This is a genomic window from Streptomyces sp. NPDC059785 (genome assembly GCF_042732375.1).
Classification (GTDB): Bacteria; Actinomycetota; Actinomycetes; order Streptomycetales; family Streptomycetaceae; genus Streptomyces.
In genome coordinates this window covers 58,255-76,593 of the sequence record NZ_JBHWHV010000020.1, presented here as the reverse complement: position 1 = coordinate 76,593, position 18,339 = coordinate 58,255, and the positions used below count along the sequence as shown (strand labels likewise).

Genomic DNA, 18,339 nt, shown 5'->3' with positions numbered 1-18,339 from the left:
GGCTGGACTCGGGACCGGGCGGGGCGGCCCGTCACCTGCCGAACCGTTCCTGGATGAAGCCGAGGACCTCCTCGGCGGTCGTCGCCGCCGCCAGCGTCCCGTCGGCGACCACCTCCGCCGGGGTGTCCGGGAGCCGGGCCAGCAGCGCCCGCAGACGGGCCGCCACCGCCGCCGAGGCCGGGGCGTCGAGCCGGTCCACGGCCGCCTCCAGCCGGTCGAGGTCGACGTCCGGCGCGATGTCGTCGCCGGTGGCGGGCCCGTCGTCCACGGCGAGTTCGGCGAGGACATGGGCCGCCAGCGCTTCCGGGGTGGGGTGGTCGAAGACGACCCCGACCGGCAGCCGCAGCCCGGTGGCCGCGCCGAGCCGGTTGCGGAACTCCACCGCCGTGAGCGAGTCGATGCCCAGTTCGCGGAAGAGCCGGGTGGCCGAGATCTCGCCGGGGTCGGCGTGGCCGAGCACCGCGGCGAGCTGACGCAGCACCAGGTCCCGCACCAGCGCCGTACGGTCACCGGCCGGGGTCTTAGCCAGCCGGTCGCGGAAGCCGGACCCGGCCTCCGCCGCCCGCTCGGCCTCCGCCGGTGCGCCGCCCGGTACACCCGCGGGCCGGACGGCCTCGCGGTAACCGGGCAGGCCGAGGAAGAGCCGGGTCGGCCGCGCACTCACCGAACCGGCGTCGAAGCGGGTGAAGTCCACGTCCGCGACCACCAGATGACCGCTGTCGCCGGCCACCGCCCGCTCCAGCGCGCGCACCGCACGGCGCGGGTCCATCGATTCCATCGCGAACCGGTGCAGCCGGTTGGCGACCACCTCGCCGCCCTCCAGGCCGCTGCCGCCCGCCCAGTGTCCCCAGCCGACGGACAGCGCGGGCAGGCCGAGTGCCCGGCGGCGCAGCGCGAGGGCGTCGAGGTAGGCGTTGCCGGGGGCGTAGCCGCCCTGCCCCGCGTCCGCCGTGACACCCGCGAGCGACGAGAACAGCACGAACTGCTCGATCGGCAGGTCCCGCGTCAGCTCGTCCAGATGGTGCGCCGCCCGTGCCTTCACCCGCAGCGACCCCTGGAGCTGGTCGACCGTCAGGGAGGCCAGCAGCGCGTCGTCCACGGCCGCCGCCGTGTGCACCACGGCGGTGAGCGGATCCTCGGCCGGTATCCCCGCCAGCAGCTCCGCGAGCGCCGTACGGTCCCCGAGATCGCAGGCCGCGACGGTCACGCGGGCGCCGAGCGCGGTGAGTTCGTCCACCAGCTCCCGCGCGCCCGGCGCGTCCTGGCCGCGCCGCCCGGTCAGCAGCAGATGAGGCGCCCCGAGCGCGGCCAGATGCCGGGCCACGTGCCCGCCGAGCGCACCCGTACCACCGGTGACCAGCACCGTCCCCGTGGGCTTCCAACTGCCGGGCCGCTCGTCCAGCGGTGCGGGCACCAGGCGCCGGGTCAGCGCCGCCGAGGCCCTGACCGCCACTTCGTCCTCGCCGGTGGCCCCGGACACCACGGCCACCAGCCGGGTCAGCGCGCGCTCCGACAGATCGCCGGGCAGGTCGATCACCCCGCCCCAGCGCTCGGGATGCTCCTGTCGGGCGGTCGCCCCGAGCCCCCACACCATCGCCTGCTCCGGCGCGGCCACCGCGTCCGCGGGATCCGCCGCGACCGCACCCCGGGTCAGCACCCACAGCGGCGCCGCCCAGTCCACGTCACCGAGCGCCTGCACGACGGCCAGCGTCGCCGCCAGCGCCGCCGGTACGGCGTCGTGCCCGGGGTGCGGGCCGTCGAGCAGCCCGGTCAGCGCCAGCACACCGGCCGGGGCCTCGACCCCGTCCAGCGCCCGCGCCACGGCGGCCCGGCCCGCCCCGGCCGGCAGCCCGAGCCGGGTCACCGCCGCCCCGTGCGCGCCGAGCGCCGCCTCGACCTGCGCGGCCACCGAACGGGCCGCCGGGTCGTCCGGTACGAGGAGCAGCAGGCCGCCGGTGAGCGCGGGCCGCGCGGCCGTGGCCACCGGCTCCCAGACCACCCGGTGCCGCCACCGGTCGAGCACCGCGTCCTCGCGTGACGTCTCCCGCCAGTCGGCGAGCGCGGGCAGCAGGTCGCGGAGCGACGCCACCTGCCCGTTCACCAGCGGCAGTTCACCGAGGAGCGCGTCGACGTCCCCGCTCTCCACCGCGTCCCAGAAGCGCCGCTGGGCCGAGTCGTCGTCCGCGACCGGCGCCGGTGCGGCGGCCGGAGCGGCGAAGTAGGCCGACTGGCGCGGCGCGTCCAGCCAGTACCGCTGCCGCTGGAAGGCGTAGGTCGGCAGCTCCACGAAGGCAGGCGGGGTGTGCGCGTACACCGCGCGCGGCCAGTCCACGTCCACCCCGGCGACGTACGCCGCGCCCAGGGAGAGCGCGAGCCGGTCGGGACCGCCCTCGTCTCGGCGCAGCGTGCCCAGCGCGGTCGCCGACGCGCCCGCGTCCTCCACGGTCTCCTGAAGCCCCGTCAGCAGCACCGGATGCGGACTCACCTCAAGGAACACCCGGTGGCCGCGGCCGAGCAACTCCCGTACGGCCGCGTCGAAGCGGACCGGCTCACGCATGTTGCGGTACCAGTAGTCGGCGTCCATGCCCGCGCCGTCGAGCACGGCACCCGTGACCGTGGAGACGAGCGGGACCTCGCCCGCCCGGGGCGCGACGGGGGCCAGCTCGGTGAGGACCCGCTCGCGCACCAGCTCCACCTGGGCCGAGTGCCCGGCGGCGATCGCGCCCTTGACCCGGCGGGCCCGGACGCCCGCCGACTCGGCGTCCGCCAGGAACTCCTCCACCGCGGCCGCCTCGCCCGACACCACCACCGAACCGGGCCCGTTGACCGCGGCCACGCTCAGCCGGCCGCTCCAGCGTGCGAGCCGGTCGGTGACCCACTCCCGCGACCCGGCCACCGACGCCATCGCGCCGAGCCCTGACAGCTCCTCCTGCATGGCCCTGCTGCGCAGGCAGATGATCCGCGCCGCGTCCGGCAGGGACAGCGCGCCCGCGACGCAGGCCGCGGCCACCTCGCCCTGCGAGTGCCCGACGACCGCCGCCGGCACCACCCCGGCCGCCCGCCAGGTGCGGGCCAGCGCCACCATCACCGCGAACAGCAGCGGCTGCACCACGTCGAGCCCCTGCATCGAGGGCGCGCCCGGCCGGTCGTACAGCACGTCGAGGACCGACCAGTCGACGAACTCGCCCAGCGCCGCGTCGCACTCGGCGAGTGCCTCGGCGAACACCGGTGAGGAATCGAGGAGTCCGAGCGCCATGCCGGGCCACTGCGAGCCCTGGCCCGGGAAGACCAGTACCGGCCCCGCGCCCGGCGCGGCGGCACCGGCGACCAGCCGGGCGTGCGCTTCCCCGTCGGCCAGCGCCGCGAGCGCGGCCAGCGCCTCGTCCCGGTCACCGGCGACGACGGCCGCGCGGTGTTCGAGGTCCGTCACCCGGGTGGTCGCCAGGGCCCGCCCCAGCGCGGCGGGTTCCAGCTCGGGCCGGTCGGCGAGCGAGTCGCGCAGCCTGCGGGCCTGGTCACGCAGCCCGGCCGCGGTGGCGGCGGAGAGGGGGAGGACGGCGGGGGTGGAGGCGAGGGGTACGGGGGTGGAGGCGGGGGCGGACGGCTGTCGCGGGTCCTGGTCCTGGTCCTGGTCCTGGTCCTGGTCCTTCGGTTGTTCCCTCTGCTCGGTGAGCGGGTGCTCCTCCAGGATCACGTGCGCGTTCGTCCCGCTGATGCCGAACGCCGAGACCGCCGCCCGCCGGGCCCGTTCCACCCGCGGCCATTCCCGTGTCTCGGTGAGCAGTTCGAGGCCGCCGGAGGACCAGTCCACGTGGGAGGAGGGGGCGGAGAGGTGCAGGGTGCGGGGCAGTACGCCGTGCCGCAGGGCGTGCACCGTCTTCATCACGCCCGCGATGCCCGCCGCGGCCTGCGTGTGGCCGATGTTGGACTTCAGCGAGCCGAGGTACAGCGGCCGTTCGGCCGGCCGGTCCTGCCCGTAGGTGGCGAGCAGCGCCTCCGCCTCGATGGGGTCGCCGAGCGGCGTACCGGTGCCGTGGCCCTCGACGGCGTCCACGTCGGCCGGGGACAGCCCCGCGTCGGCGAGCGCCTGCCGGATCACCCGCTGCTGGGACCGCCCGCTGGGCGCGCTCAGCCCGTTGGAGGCGCCGTCCTGGTTGACCGCCGTACCGCGGATCACGGCCAGCACCGGGTGCCCGTTGCGCCGGGCGTCCGACAGCCGCTCGACGACCAGGGTGCCGATGCCCTCGGAGAAGGCGGAGCCGTCCGCGTCGTCGGAGTACGAGCGGCAGCGCCCGGTCCTGCCGAGCACCTGCTGCCGGCTGAACTCCACGAAACCGCCCGGCGTCGACATCACCGTCGCACCGCCCGCCACCGCGAGGTCGCACTCCCCGCCGCGCAGCGCCCGCACCGCGAGGTGCAGGGCGACCAGACCGGCCGAGCAGGCCGTGTCGAGGGTGAGGGTGGGACCTTCGAGGCCGAAGACGTAGGCGACCCGGCCGGACAGGACGCTGGCGGTGTGCCCGAGGAGCAGGTGGTTGGCGACGCCCTCGGGGGCGTCCGTCACCCCGGCCGCGTAGTCCTGTTCACCCGCGCCGACGAACACGCCCGTGCTGCTGCCGCGCAGTGAGGTCGGCGGGATTCCGGCCCGCTCGAACGCCTCCCAGGTTGTCTCGAGCAGCAGCCGCTGATGCGGGTCCATGGCCAGCGCCTCGCGCGGCGAGATCCCGAACAGTCCCGGGTCGAAGCCGGAGATGTCGTCCAGGAAACCGCCCTCGCGGGAGTACGAGGTGCCGGTCGCGGCCGGGTCCGGGTCGTACACCGCGGCCAGGTCCCAGCCGCGGTCGGCGGGGAAGTCCACGACGGCGTCCCGCTCCTCGGCGACCAGCCGCCACAGGTCCTCGGGGCTGACCGCGCCGCCGGGGTAGCGGCAGGCCATGCCGACGATGGCCACGGGCTCGTCCGCCGCCGCGGTCGCGGCCGGCGCGGACTCGCTCGCCACGCCCGTCACCCGGTCGCGGACCGCGGCGGCCAGGTCGCGCGGGGTGGGGTGGTCGAAGACGACGGTGGCGGGCAGGGCGAGGCCGGTCGCCCTGGTCAGCCGGTCGCGGACCTCCACGGCGGTCAGCGAGTCCAGGCCCAGGCTCTTGAAGGTCCGTGTGACGTCGAGGTCGTGCGGTGCGTCGTGGCCGAGGGCGGCCGCCACCTCGTCCCGCACCAGCGCCAGGACCGCCCGCTCCTGCTCGACGGGCGGCAGCCCGCCCACCCGGCGTGCGAAGTCACCGACGGCGCCGGCCTCCGTGGCCGTTTCCGCGTCGTCGTGCGCCGCGACCAGGGCGAACAGCGGGCCGGGCCGTACGGCCGCGAACATCGCCGTCAGCCGCGGCCAGTCCACGTCGGCGACGACCCGGGAGGCCTGTCCCGATGCCAGCACCTGTTCCAGCGCGGCCAGGGCGTCCGCCGGGTCCAGCGGGCGCAGACCGCTGCGGACCAGCAGCCCCGTCAGTTCGTCGTCGGCCGCCATGCCGGCGCCCGCCCACGGCCCCCACGCGACGGACGTCGCGGGCAGTCCGTCGGCCCGGCGCCGCTCGGCGAGGGCGTCGAGCACCGCGTTGCCCGCGGCGTACGCGGCCTGACCGGCGCTGCCCCACACCCCCGCGATCGAGGAGAACAGCACGAAGGCGTCCAGCTCCAGGCCCGCCTCCCGGGTGAGCTCGTCCAGGTGGCGCGCGCCGTCGGCCTTGCCCGCGAGCACCGTGGCCCACTCCTCGGCCGACAGCTCGCTCACCGGGCGGGCCTCGAAGACACCGGCCGCGTGGAAGACGGCGGTGGGCCGGTGGCGGGCGAGCAGGTCGGCGAGGGCGGCACGGTCGGCGGTGTCGCAGGCCTCCACCGCCACCTCGGCCCCGAGCGCCCGCAGGGCGGACGCGAGTTCGGCCGCACCCGGGGCGGCCTCGCCCCGGCGCCCGGTGAGCACGAGCCGCCGGGCACCGTTCGCGGCGAGCCACCGGGCGACGTGAGCCCCGAGCGCCCCGGTCCCACCGGTGACGAGAACGACACCGGCGGCGCTGGGACGCCATGCCCGACCGGGACCCGCACCCGCGTCGGCTGTACGGGCGGGCACGGTACCGGCCGCTTCCGGACCGGCGTCGGCCGTACGGGCGGCCATGGCATCTGCCGCTTCCGGACCCGCGTCGGCTGTACGGGCGGGCGCGGCGCTCGCCGTTCCGGGACCGGCGTCGGCTGTACGGGCGGGCACGGTACCCGCCGCTTCCGGACCGGCGTCGGCCGTACGGGCGGCCATGGCATCTGCCGCTCCCGCACCCGCGTCGGCTGTACGGGCGGGCGCGGCGCTCGCCGTTCCGGGACCGGCGTCGGCTGTACGGGCGGGCACGGTACCGGCCGCTTCCGGACCCGTGTCGGCTGTACGGGCGGGCGCGGCGCTCGCCGTTCCGGGACCGGCGTCGGCTGTACGGGCGGGCACGGTACCGGCCGCTTCCGGACCGGCGTCGGCCGTACGGGCGGACGCGGTACTCACGGCCTCCGCCCCGGCCGCCCCGTCGGCGGCCGGTACGACGCGGCGGCCCAGCAGGCGTCCGTCGCGCAGGGCGAGTTGGTCCTCCCGGCCGGGTCGGCCGCCGGAGGCGAGTGCGGCGCACAGGGCGTCCAGGTCGCGGTCGCCGAAGGTGCCGACGTCCGCCAATCCGCCCCACAGGGCGGGGAGGTCCAGCGAGACCACCTGGCCGAGCCCCCACACCGCGGCCTGCGCCACCTCCCGCACCGGATCCTGGGCCCCGGTGGAGACGGCACCTTCGGTGAGGAACCACAGCGGGGCGTCCGGACCGGCCTCACGGGCGGCCTCCAGGGCGAACAGCCCGGGGTCGGCAGCCAGCGCGGCGGCGACCACCACACCCGCCACATCACCGTCCCCGGCCGGTCCCGTGACAGCCTCCGCACTGGCCCGTTCCAGCGCGGCGAGCAGGGCCGTCACGCGCGGGTCGGCCGCATCCGTACCGTCCGGCAGCGCCACCCGCCACCGTCCGCGCAGCCGCGCCCCGTCAGCTGCCACCGGCACCCACGCCACCCGGTGGGCGCAGCGGCGCAGCCGGTCGGCGCGGTCCCGGGAGCCGAGCAGCGCGTCCAGGGTCCGCGTCTGCTCCTCGGTGAGGTCCAGCTCGCCGAGCAGGTCGGCGAACCCGTCGGGTGCCGTCGTACGAGCGGGCGGGGTCAGCCAGAAGCGGCGGTGCCGGAAGGGGTAGCCGGGCAGCTCGACGGTGCGGGCGCCCGTGCCCTCGAACGCCTTCGACCAGTCCACCCGCAGACCCGACAGGTGCAGGGCCGACAGCGCCTCCATGAAGGCCGCGGCCTCCGGCCGGTCGGACCGCAGCGCCGCGACGACGGTGGGCGAGACGTCCGCGACGACCGTGGGCGCGGCGGCTTCGGCGACCCTGGCCGGGGCGGCTTCGGTGACCGTGGCCGGGGTGGCGGCCCCGGGCAGGCTGTCGCGCACGGCACCGGTGAGCACGGCGGTGGGCCCCAGTTCCAGGTACGCCGTGGCGCCCGCCGCGTGCAGCGCGCGGACACCGTCGGCGAAGCGGACCGTCTCGCGCACGTGCCGCACCCAGTAGGCGGGTGAGCACAGCTCCTCCGGGGCGGCCGGCGCGCCGGTCACGTTCGAGATGACGGGCAGCACCGGCGGCCGGAACGCGACACCGGCCAGGACGTCCGCGAAGGCGTCGAGCAGCGTGTCCATGTGCGCCGAGTGGAAGGCGTGGCTGACCCGCAGCCGCCGTACCCGCCGCCCCTGTGCCCGGAACCGCTCCACGACCTCCTCGACGGCCTCCCGGTCGCCGGAGACCACCGTGGCGGACGGGCCGTTGACCGCGGCCAGGCTCACCCGGCCGCCGTGTCCGGCGAGCACGCGCCGGGCCTCGTCCTCGGTGGCCTCCACGGCGGCCATCGCACCGTCCGCCGTCACGTCCCGCATCAGCCGCCCGCGCGCGGCCACCAGCGCGCAGGCGTCGGCGAGGGACCACACCCCGGCGACATGGGCCGCCGCGAACTCGCCGATGGAGTGCCCGACGAGCAGTCCGGGCCGTACACCGAAGTGTTCCAGCAGCCGGTACAGCGCCACCTCGACGGCGAAGATCGCGGCCTGCGCGTGGTCGGTGCGGTCCAGCAGCCCGGCGTCCCCGGCGTCCCCGGAGCCCTCGCCGAACACGATGGCACGCAGGGGACGGCCGAGATGCGGGGCGAAGTGCGCGCACACCTCGTCGAAGGCGGCGGCGAACACCGGCTGGGCGTCGTACAGTTCCCGGCCCGTGCCGAGCCGCTGGCTGCCCTGGCCGCTGAAGACGACCGCGAGCAGCGCGTCCTCCCGGGCCCGGCCGGTGAGCGTACCGGCGGCGGAGCGCCCCTCGGCCACCGCCCGCAGCCGCTCGACCGCCTGCTCCCGCCCGTCGGCCACGACGGCGGCCCGCCAGGGCAGCGCGCTGCGCGTGGCCGTCAACGACCAGGCCACGTCCGCCAGTTCCGTGCCGCCGCCGTCCAGGGTCGCCGCGACGCGTCCGGCCTGGGCGCGCAGCGCCTCCTGGTCGGCCGCCGACAGCAGCAGCGGGACGACGGCCGGGTCCGGGCCGCGCTCGGGCGGCGCGGCGGGCGGCGGCGCCTGCTCCAGGATGACGTGCGCGTTGGTGCCGCTGATCCCGAACGACGACACGGCGGCCCGCCGCGGCCGGCCCACCTCGGGCCAGTTGCGGGTACGTGCCAGCAGCTCCACCCCGCCGGACGCCCAGTCCACGTGCGACGAGGGCGCGTCCGCGTGCAGGCTGCGCGGCAGCACACCCTCGTGCAGCGCCGTGATCATCTTGATGACGCCCGCGACACCGGCCGCGGCCTGGGTGTGGCCGAGGTTGGACTTCACCGAGCCGAGGTAGAGCGGCCGTTCGGCGGGCCGCTTCCGGCCGTAGGTCTCCAGCAGGGCCCCGGCCTCGATCGGGTCGCCCAGGACGGTGCCGGTGCCGTGTCCCTCGACCGCGTCCACGTCGGCCGGGTCCAGCCCGGCGTCGGCGAGCGCCTGCCGGATGACGCGCTGCTGCGCGGTGCCGCTCGGCGCGGTCAGGCCGTTGGAGGCGCCGTCCTGGTTGACGGCCGAGCCGCGCAGCACGGCCAGCACCCGGTGCCCGTTGCGGCGCGCGTCCGACAGCCGCTCCACCAGCAGCATGCCCACGCCCTCGGACCAGCCGGTGCCGTCGGCGCCCTCGGCGAACGACTTGCAGCGGCCGTCGCGCGCCAGCCCGCCCTGCCGGGAGAACTCCACGAACGTGTCGGGCGCGACCATCACCGTCACCCCGCCCGCCAGCGCGATATCGCACTCGCCGCGCCGCAGCGACTGCGCGGCCAGGTGCAGCGCCACCAGCGACGACGAGCACGCCGTGTCCACCGTCAGCGCGGGCCCCTCGAGGCCCAGCGCGTAGGCGATCCGGCCCGAGGCGACACTGCCCGCGCCGCCCGTCAGCAGATACCCCTCCACGCCTTCCGGCACCTCGCCCCGACCGGTGGCGTAGTCGTGGTACATCAGCCCGGCGAACACCCCGCCGCGCGAGCCGTGCACGCTCTCCGCCGGAATGCCCGCGTCCTCCAGCGCCTCCCAGGAGACCTCGAGGAGCAGCCGCTGCTGCGGGTCCATGGCCAGCGCCTCGCGCGGCGAGATCCCGAACAGCGCCGGGTCGAAACCGGCGGCGTCGTCCAGGAACCCGCCGTGCCGCGTGGCACTCGTACCGCGCGCACCGGCCGCCCGGTCGAACAGCGCGCCCAGGTCCCAGCCGCGGTCCACGGGGAACTCGCCCACCGCGTCCCGCTCCTGGAGCACGAGCCGCCACAGATCGGCGGGTCCCGCCACGCCGCCCGGGTAGCGGCAGGCCATCCCGACGATCGCGACGGGCTCGTCCTGCCCATCGCGTACGGCGCTGACCTCCGCACCGCCGGGCACGGCGTCCGCGCCACCGGCCAGCCGCCCGTCCAGGAACCGCGCCAGCGCGCGGGGCGTGGGATGGTCGAAGACCACCGTGGACGGCAGGGGCAGACCGGTGACCGCCGCCAGCCGGTTGCGCACCTCGACCGCCATCAGCGAGTCGAGACCCAGCTCCCGGAACTCCCGGCCCACGTCGAGACCGTCCCCGCTCGCGTGCCCCAGCACCAGCGCCGTCTCGTCACGCACCACCCCGAGCAGCAGCCGCTCCCGCTCCTCGGCCGAAAGACCGGCGAGCCGCTGGGCGAGCCCGGACCGGGAAGCCCCCGACACGGCCTGACCGTCCTGCGCGGCCGTCCGCCGTACGACGCGCGGCGCGAGCTTCGACAGCAGCGGCGGTACGGGCCGCCCGGCCCGCACCAGCGACGCCGTGTCGATCAGCGCCGGCACCAGAGCGGCCGGGCCGCCCTCCCGCACCGACCCGGCGAGGGCGGCGTCCAGCAGGGCCAGCCCCTCCCGGGCTGGCAGCGGCAACAGCCCCGCCCGCCGCATCCGGGCCAGATCCCGCCCGTCCAGCCGCCCGGTCATCCCGGACGGCTGCTCCCACAGTCCCCACGCCAGCGACAGCGCGGGCAGCCCGAGCCGCGCCCGCCGCACGGCGAGGGCGTCGAGGAAGGCGTTGGCCGCCGCGTAGTTGGCCTGGCCCGGGTTGCCGAGCACACCGGCCACCGACGAGAACAGCACAAAAGCCGACAGGTCGAGACCGGCGGTCAGCTCGTGCAGATGCAGTGCGGCCAGGGCCTTCGGCCCCAGCACCGCCGCCACGGCCTCGTCGCTCAGCCCTTCGACGGTCGCGTCCTCCAGGACACCCGCCAGGTGCAGCACGGCGCCCAGCGGATGCCCGGACCCCTGCACCTCCGCCACGACACCGGCCAGCGCCTCCCGGTCCGCGATGTCACAGGTCCGTACGTCGACCACGGCGCCGGACCCGGCCAGCGTCCGGACGAGCTCGGCCGCCCCGTCCGCGTCCGCCCCCGAACGGCTGAGCAGCATCAACCGCCGCACCCCGTGCACCCCGACGAGATGCCGCGCCACGAGCGAACCGAGCCCGCCCGTGCCACCGGTCAGCAGGACCGTACGGTCGGGATCGAAGACGGGGGCCGTGGCGTCGTCGTCGGCGAGCGGATGCCTTACGAGACGCGGCACGTACGTCGTGCCGTCGCGCAGCGCGAGCTGGGACTCTTCACCAACGGCGACTGGCTCGATCTCAGCGTCCGAGTTGTCCGTGTCGACCAGTACGAACCGTCCGGGGTGCTCGCTCTGCGCCGACCGGACCAGCCCCCATACGGCGGCCGCCGCCGGATCGATGACCCGGTCGTCGTCGCCCACCGCGACCGCGCCCCGGGTCCGCACCACGAGCACTCGGTCCCGAAGGCCCGGTTCGGTCACGAAGCGGCGGACGACGCCGAGCACGGAGACGACCAGCTCGCCGACGTCAGCGACGTCCGCACGGTCCACGGCCTCCGCGCGGTTCGTGGCCAGGTCCAGCAGTACGGGCGCAGGCGCGCCGGACTGGACCGGGCCGTCCGACGTACTGAGCGCGTCGAGCCCATCCGTTCCCGGCCCGGAGACCACGGCAGCCCACTCGGTCGGCGCCGCCGCGTCCACCGCACCGGCCTCCTCCCACCGGACCGCGAACAGCGCCTCGGACCGGGAGGCCGCGCGCAGCGCCTCCACAGCGACCGGCAACAGCGCCAGCGACGCCACGGACACCACCGGCGCACCGGCGCCGTCCACGGCGGTCAGCTCCACGGACTCCGGCCCCGTACGCCGCACCAGTACGCGAAGCGCCCGCGCACCGGAGGCGTGCACCTGCACCCCGGACCAGGCGAACGGCAGCCGGATGCCGGCCACTTGAGGCAGCAGGCCACTCGCCGCCACGGCGTGTAGGGCGGCGTCGAGGAGCGCCGGGTGCAACAGGAACCCGTCGGACGCGCCCGCCTCCGCCGGCAGTTCGACCTCCGCGAACACATCGTCGTCGCGGCGCCACAGGGCACGTACGCCCTGGAACGCGGGGCCGTAGTCGTACCCCTGGGCGGCCAGCTCGTCGTACAGCGCGCCGGTCGGCAGCGGGCGGGCGCCGGGCGGCGGCCAGGCGGCGAGACCGTCGGCCGGGCCGTCGGCACCGTCCGGGGCGGCCTCGGTCAGCAGGCCCTCGGCGTGCAGCGTCCACGCGGCGTCCGCGCGGGCCGATCCCGGCCGGGAGTGCACGGTCACCGGACGGCGCCCGGACCCGTCCGGCTCGCCCACCGCGACCTGTACGGTCACCGGCCCGGTGAGCGCCAGCGGCGCCCGCAGCGTCAGCTCCTCGACCGACCCGCACCCGACCTCGTCACCGGCCCGCACCGCCATCTCCACGAAGGCGGTACCCGGCAGCAGCACCGTCCCGGCGACCGCGTGATCGCCGCACCACTGGGGAGAGTCCGGGCCCAGCGTGCCCGTCAGCACCATGCCCGCGCCCGCCAGCGACACGGCCGCGCTGAGCAGCGGGTGGTCGCGCACGTCGACGCCCGGCTGAGCGGCGGTGGCCACGGTGCGGTCCAGCCAGTAGCGCTGGTGCTGGAAGGGATAGGTGGGGAGGGGGACGGGGCGGTCGGGGGTGTGTGTGGTCCAGGTGGGGGTGGTGCCGGTGACATGGGCGTGGGCGAGTGCGGTGGTGAAGTCGGTGGGTGTGCCGTGGTCGCGGCGCAGGGTGTAGAGGGTGGTGAGGTCGGCGGTGTCCTGGATGGCGGGGGTGAGGACGGGGTGGGGGCTGGTTTCGACGGTGGTGCGGTGGCCGGTGTCGACCAGGTGGGTCAGTGCTTCGTGGAAGAGGACGGGTCGGCGGAGGTTGGCGTACCAGTAGGCGGCGTCGAGTTCCGGGCCCTGGACGGGCAGTCCGGTCACGGTCGAGACCATGGGGATCGTGGCCGGTCGCGGGCGGACGGCGGCGAGAGCGGTGGTGATCTCCCGCTCGTATGCGTCGACCTGGGCGGAGTGGGAGGCGTAGTCGACGTGGATGCGACGCACGCGGGTGCCCTGTGCGGTCAGGACGGCGGTCAGTTCGTCCAGGGCTTCCGGGGTGCCGGAGATGACCGTCGTCGTGGGTGAGTTGTGGGCGGCGATGGTGGCGTCGTGACCTTCGAGCCATTGCTTTACCTGGTGGGCGGGGGCGTTGATGGTGGCCATGCCGCCGTGGCCGGAGAGGTGGCGCATGGCGGTGGAGCGGATGGCGACGATGCGGGCGGCGTCTTGGAGGGTGAGGATGCCGGCGAGGTGGGCGGCGGCTATTTCGCCTTGGGAGTGGCCGATGACGGCGGCGGGTTGGATGCCGTGGGTGATCCAGAGGCGGGCGAGGCTGGTCATGACGGCGAAGAGGGCGGGTTGGACCTTGTCGACCCGTTCCAGCCAGTGGTCGTCGTCGCCGGTGAGGGTGTTGATGAGGGACCAGCCGGTGAGGGGGTCGAGGGCGTCGGCGCAGGCGTCCAGGGAGTGGCGGAAGTCGGGGTCGTCGGCGTAGAGGGCTTGGGCCATGCCGGCCCATTGGGAGCCCTGGCCGGGGAAGACGAAGACGGGTCCGCGGTTGGTGGTGGCGTGTCCGGTGATGACGTGGGGGGCGGGTCGGTCCTCGGCGAGGGCGTGCAGGCCGGTGAGGGCGTGGTCGCGGTCGTCGGCGAGTACGGCCGCGCGGTGGGGGAGTGAGGCCCGGGTGGTGGCCAGGGCGTGAGCCACGGTGGGCAGCGGGAGGTCGGGTTCCGACTCCAGGTGTTCCGCGAGGCGCCCGCCCAGTGCCGCCAGTGCCTCCGGGGAGGCGGCGGAGAGGAGCAGGGGCAACCCGTGAGGAGCTTCTTCGGCCGCGGACTGCTCGGCGTCCTCCGGCTGTTCCAGGATGACGTGCGCGTTCGTGCCGCTGATGCCGAAGGCCGAGACGGCGGCCCGGCGGACTCTCTCCACCTCCGGCCATGCGCGGCTCTGCGTCAGCAGCTCGACCGCGCCGGACGACCAGTCGACGTGCGAGGTCGGCTCGGTGACGTGCAGGGTGCGCGGCAGCAGCCCGTGGTGGAGGGCGAGGACCATCTTGATGACGCCGGCGACGCCCGCGGCGGCCTGGGTGTGGCCGACGTTGGACTTCGCCGAGCCGAGGTACAGCGGATGGGTGCGCTCCTGGCCGTAGGTGGCCAGGAGGGCCTGGGCCTCGATGGGGTCGCCGAGCCGGGTGCCGGTGCCGTGGGCTTCGACGGCGTCGACGTCGGCGGGTACCAGTCCCGCGTCGTCGAGGGCCGTGCGGATCAGGCGGGCCTGGGAGCGGCCGTTGGGTGCGGTGAGGCCGTTGGAGGCGCCGTCCTGGTTGACGGCCGAGCCGCGTACGACGGCGAGGACGGGGTGGCCGTTGCGGCGGGCATCGGACAGCCGCTCCACCAGCAGTGTGCCCACGCCCTCCGACCAGCCGGTGCCGTCCGCCGACTCGTCGAACGCCTTGCAGCGGCCGTCCGCCGACAGTCCCTTCTGCCGGGAGAATTCGAGGAACATGCCCGGCGTCGACATGACGGTGGCGCCGCCCGCCACGGCCAGGTCGCACTCACCGGCCCGCAGCGACTGGACGGCCAAGTGCAGGGCGACCAGCGACGAGGAGCACGCGGTGTCGACGGTCAGGGCCGGGCCTTCGAGACCGAAGACGTACGCCAGCCGCCCGGACGCCACGCTCGCCGCGTGCCCGGTGAGCAGGAAGCCCTCGCTGCCCTGCGCCGGACCGCCGCTCGCCGGGCCGCCCTGGGCCGGAGCGGGGGTGGTGTAGGTGGCGTAGTCCTGTTCGTTCGTGCCCACGAACACGCCCGTGCGGCTGCCGCGCAGCGAACCGGGCTCGATGCCGGCCCGCTCGAACACCTCCCAGGCGGTCTCCAGCAGGAGCCGCTGATGCGGGTCCATCGCCAGCGCCTCGCGCGGCGCGATACCGAAGAGGGCGGCGTCGAACCCGGCGACGTCGTCGAGGAACCCGCCCCGACGGACGTACGAGGTACCGGGGTTGGCCGGATCGGGGTCGTACAGCTCGTCGGTGTTCCAGCCACGGTCGGAGGGGAAGTCGCTGATGGCGTCCCGCTCCTCGGCCAGCAGCCGCCACAGGTCCTCGGGGCCCTGCACGCCCCCGGGGAAGCGGCACGCCATCCCGACGATCACGATCGGGTCGTCGTCCTCCGCCGCCACCGTGCCGCCGTGCGTGACGGAACTCGCCGTCTCCTCCCGCTCGTCCTCCAGGAACGCCGCCAGCTCGGCCGGACTCGGGTGGTCGTACGTCGAGTTGACCAGCACCCGGCGCCCCAGCAGCGCCGAGAGCCGCTTGCACAGCTCCACGCCGGCGAACGAGTCGAACCCGAGATCCTTGAAGGTGGCCTGCGGCGGTACGTCGGCCGCGGAGGCGTGCCCGAGCACCCGCGCGCATTCATTGAGAACGACGTCCAGCACCCGTCCGGCCGACGGCGTACCGGACGGACCCGCGACCTCGTCCTCCTCGCGCGGTGCGGGATCAGTGGGATCGACGGCAGCCGTCGCGAGCGCAGCGACCGCCGCGTCCGTCGTGGTCGCGGCAGTCGGTTTCGGCCAGTAGGAACGGCGCTGGAAGGGATATGTGGGCAGGGCCACCCGCCGGGCCGGAGCGGACAGTTGTGCCGTCCAGGTGGGGGTGCTGCCGGTGACATGGGCGTGGGCGAGTGCGGTGGTGAAGTCGGTCGTTGTGCCGTGGTCGCGGCGCAGGGTGTGGAGAGTGGTGAGGTCGGCGGTGTCCTGGATGGCGGGGGTGAGGACGGGGTGGGGGCTCATCTCGACGGTGGTGCGGTGGCCGGTGTCGACCAGGTGGGTCAGTGCTTCGTGGAAGAGGACGGGTCGGCGGAGGTTGGCGTACCAGTAGGCGGCGTCGAGTTCCGGGCCCTGGACGGGCAGTCCGGTCACGGTCGAGACCATGGGGATCAGCGCCGGACGCGGTGCGACACCGGCCAGGGCGCTGGTGATCTCCTGCTCGTACGCCTCTACCTGGGCGGAGTGGGAGGCGTAGTCGACGTGGATGCGGCGTACGCGGAGGCCGTCGGCCTCCCACCGGGCGGTCAGTTCGTCCAGGGCTTCCGGGGTGCCGGAGATGACGGTGGTGGTGGGTGAGTTGTGGGCGGCGATGGTGGCGTCGTGACCGTCGAGCCATTGCTGTACCTGGTGGGCGGGGGCGTTGATGGTGGCCATGCCGCCGTGGCCGGAGAGGTGGCGCATGGCGGTGGAGCGGGTGGCGACGATGCGGGCGGCGTCTTGGAGGGTGAGGATGCCGGCGAGGTGGGCGGCGGCTATTTCGCCTTGGGAGTGGCCGATGACGGCGGCGGGTTGGATGCCGTGGGTGATCCAGAGGCGGGCGAGGCTGGTCATGACGGCGAAGAGGGCGGGTTGGACCTTGTCGACCCGTTCCAGCCAGTCCGTGTCCGTCCCGGTGAGGGTGTTGATGAGGGACCAGCCGGTGAGGGGGTCGAGGGCGTCGGCGCAGGCGTCCAGGGAGTGGCGGAAGTCGGGGTCGTCGGCGTACAGCGCCTGCGCCATGCCCGCCCACTGCGAGCCCTGGCCCGGGAAGACGAACACCGGGCCGGGTCCGGACGCACCGGTGGCCGTCCCGCTGACCACCTGCGGCGCGTTGACGCCGTCGGCGAGGGCGCGCAGGCCGTTCAGGGCGCTCTCACGACCGTCGGCGACCACGACCGCGCGGTACGGCAGCGACGCCCGTGTCGTGACCAGCGCATGAGCGAACTCGGCGAGCCGCAGACCGGGCTCCGACTCCAGGTGTTCCGCGAGGCGTCCGCCCAGTGCCGCCAGTGCCTTCGCGCTCGCCGCCGAGACGACCAACGGCACCGCCCCATCCGGCTCCGCGCCATCCGTGTCCGGGCGCTCCGGCTCCGTACGGGGTGCCTCCCGCAGGATCGCGTGGGCGTTGGTGCCGCCCACGCCGAACGCCGACACGCCGGCCACGAGTGGCCGGTCGGGGTGGGGCCAGGCGCCCGTGGCCGTCTGGACGCGCAGGCGCAGGTCGTCGAAGGGGATGGCCGGGTTGGGCGTCTCGAAGTTGAGGCTGGCGGGGAGTGTGCGGTGGTGCAGGGCGAGGACGGTCTTCAGCAGGCCCACCGCGCCGGCCGCGCCTTCGAGGTGGCCGACGTTGGTCTTGGCCGAGCCGACCGCCAGCGGGGCCGTCCGGCCGGGTGCCGTGCCCAGCGCGGCGCCGAGCGCGGCGGCCTCGACGGGGTCGCCGACCGGGGTTCCGGTGCCGTGCAGTTCGACGTACTGCACGTCGGCCGCGCGTGCCTGCGCGGCGGTGAGCGCGGCGGTGACGACCTCCCGCTGGGCCTCGGGGTTCGGTACGGCCAGGCCCTCGCCTGCGCCGTCGTGGTTGACGGCGGAGCCGCTGAGCACGCAGTAGACGCGGTCCCCGTCGGCGAGGGCGCGGGACAGCGGTTTGAGGACGACCAGGGCGCCGCCCTCGCCGCGTACGAACCCGTTGGCGCGGGCGTCGAAGGTGTGGCAGCGGTCGTCGGGGGAGAGCGCGCCGAAGCGGTCGGCGGCGGTGGTGCTGTCGGGCACCAGGTTCAGGTGGACGCCGCCCGCCAGGGCGAGCGCCGACTCGCCGCGGCGCAGGGCCTCGGCGGCCAGGTGGACTGCGACCAGTGACGAGGACTGGCCGCAGTCGACCGTCAGACTGGGCCCCCGCAGCCCCAGCGAGTAGGAAAGCCGGTTGGCGATCACACCTCGCTGGACGCCGGTGAAGACGTGCCGCGTGATGCCTTGTGGGCCGCCGCGGCGCAGCAGGGAGGCGTAGTCGTCGGCGATCGCGCCCACGTACACGCCCGCGGGTGTGCCGCTGAGCGAGTCGGGGGCGAGGCCGGCGTCCTCCAGCGCTTCCCAGCCCAGTTCCAGGGCGAGTCGCTGCTGGGGGTCGATGGCCGGCGCCTCGCGGGGCGAGACGCCGAAGAAGGCCGCGTCGAAGCCGTCGACGCGGTCGAGGTAGCCGCCCCGGCGGGGCGCCGGGGCGGCGTCGGTGCCCGCCGGGTGGCGGCCGGGCGGCGGTTCGGCGATCGCGTCGCGGCCGTCGTGCAGCAGCCGCCAGAACGCGGCCGGATCGGGGGCGCCAGGGAGGCGGCAGGCGACGCCGATCACCGCGATCGGCTCGTCACCGCCCGGGTCCGTGTCGGCGCCGGTACCCGTGGGGGTGCCGGTGCCCGTGGCCGCGTCGTGAACCGCACCCATCACGCACATCCCTTTCGCCGTGCCGCCGTACGAGGAACCACCCGGTAACGCAGTGCCGTGAGTGCCGGGGT

General features: G+C 75.7%; 1 protein-coding gene. It reads right to left on the bottom strand.

Features of this window, described 5'->3' with window-relative positions; genetic code table 11:
- Positions 1 to 31: 31 nt before the first annotated feature.
- Positions 32 to 18,268 (bottom strand): type I polyketide synthase, encoded by an 18,237-nt coding sequence (locus ACFV6E_RS17390; protein ID WP_385462486.1) that lies wholly within the window; start codon positions 18,266 to 18,268, stop codon positions 32 to 34.
- Positions 18,269 to 18,339 lie beyond the last annotated feature (71 nt).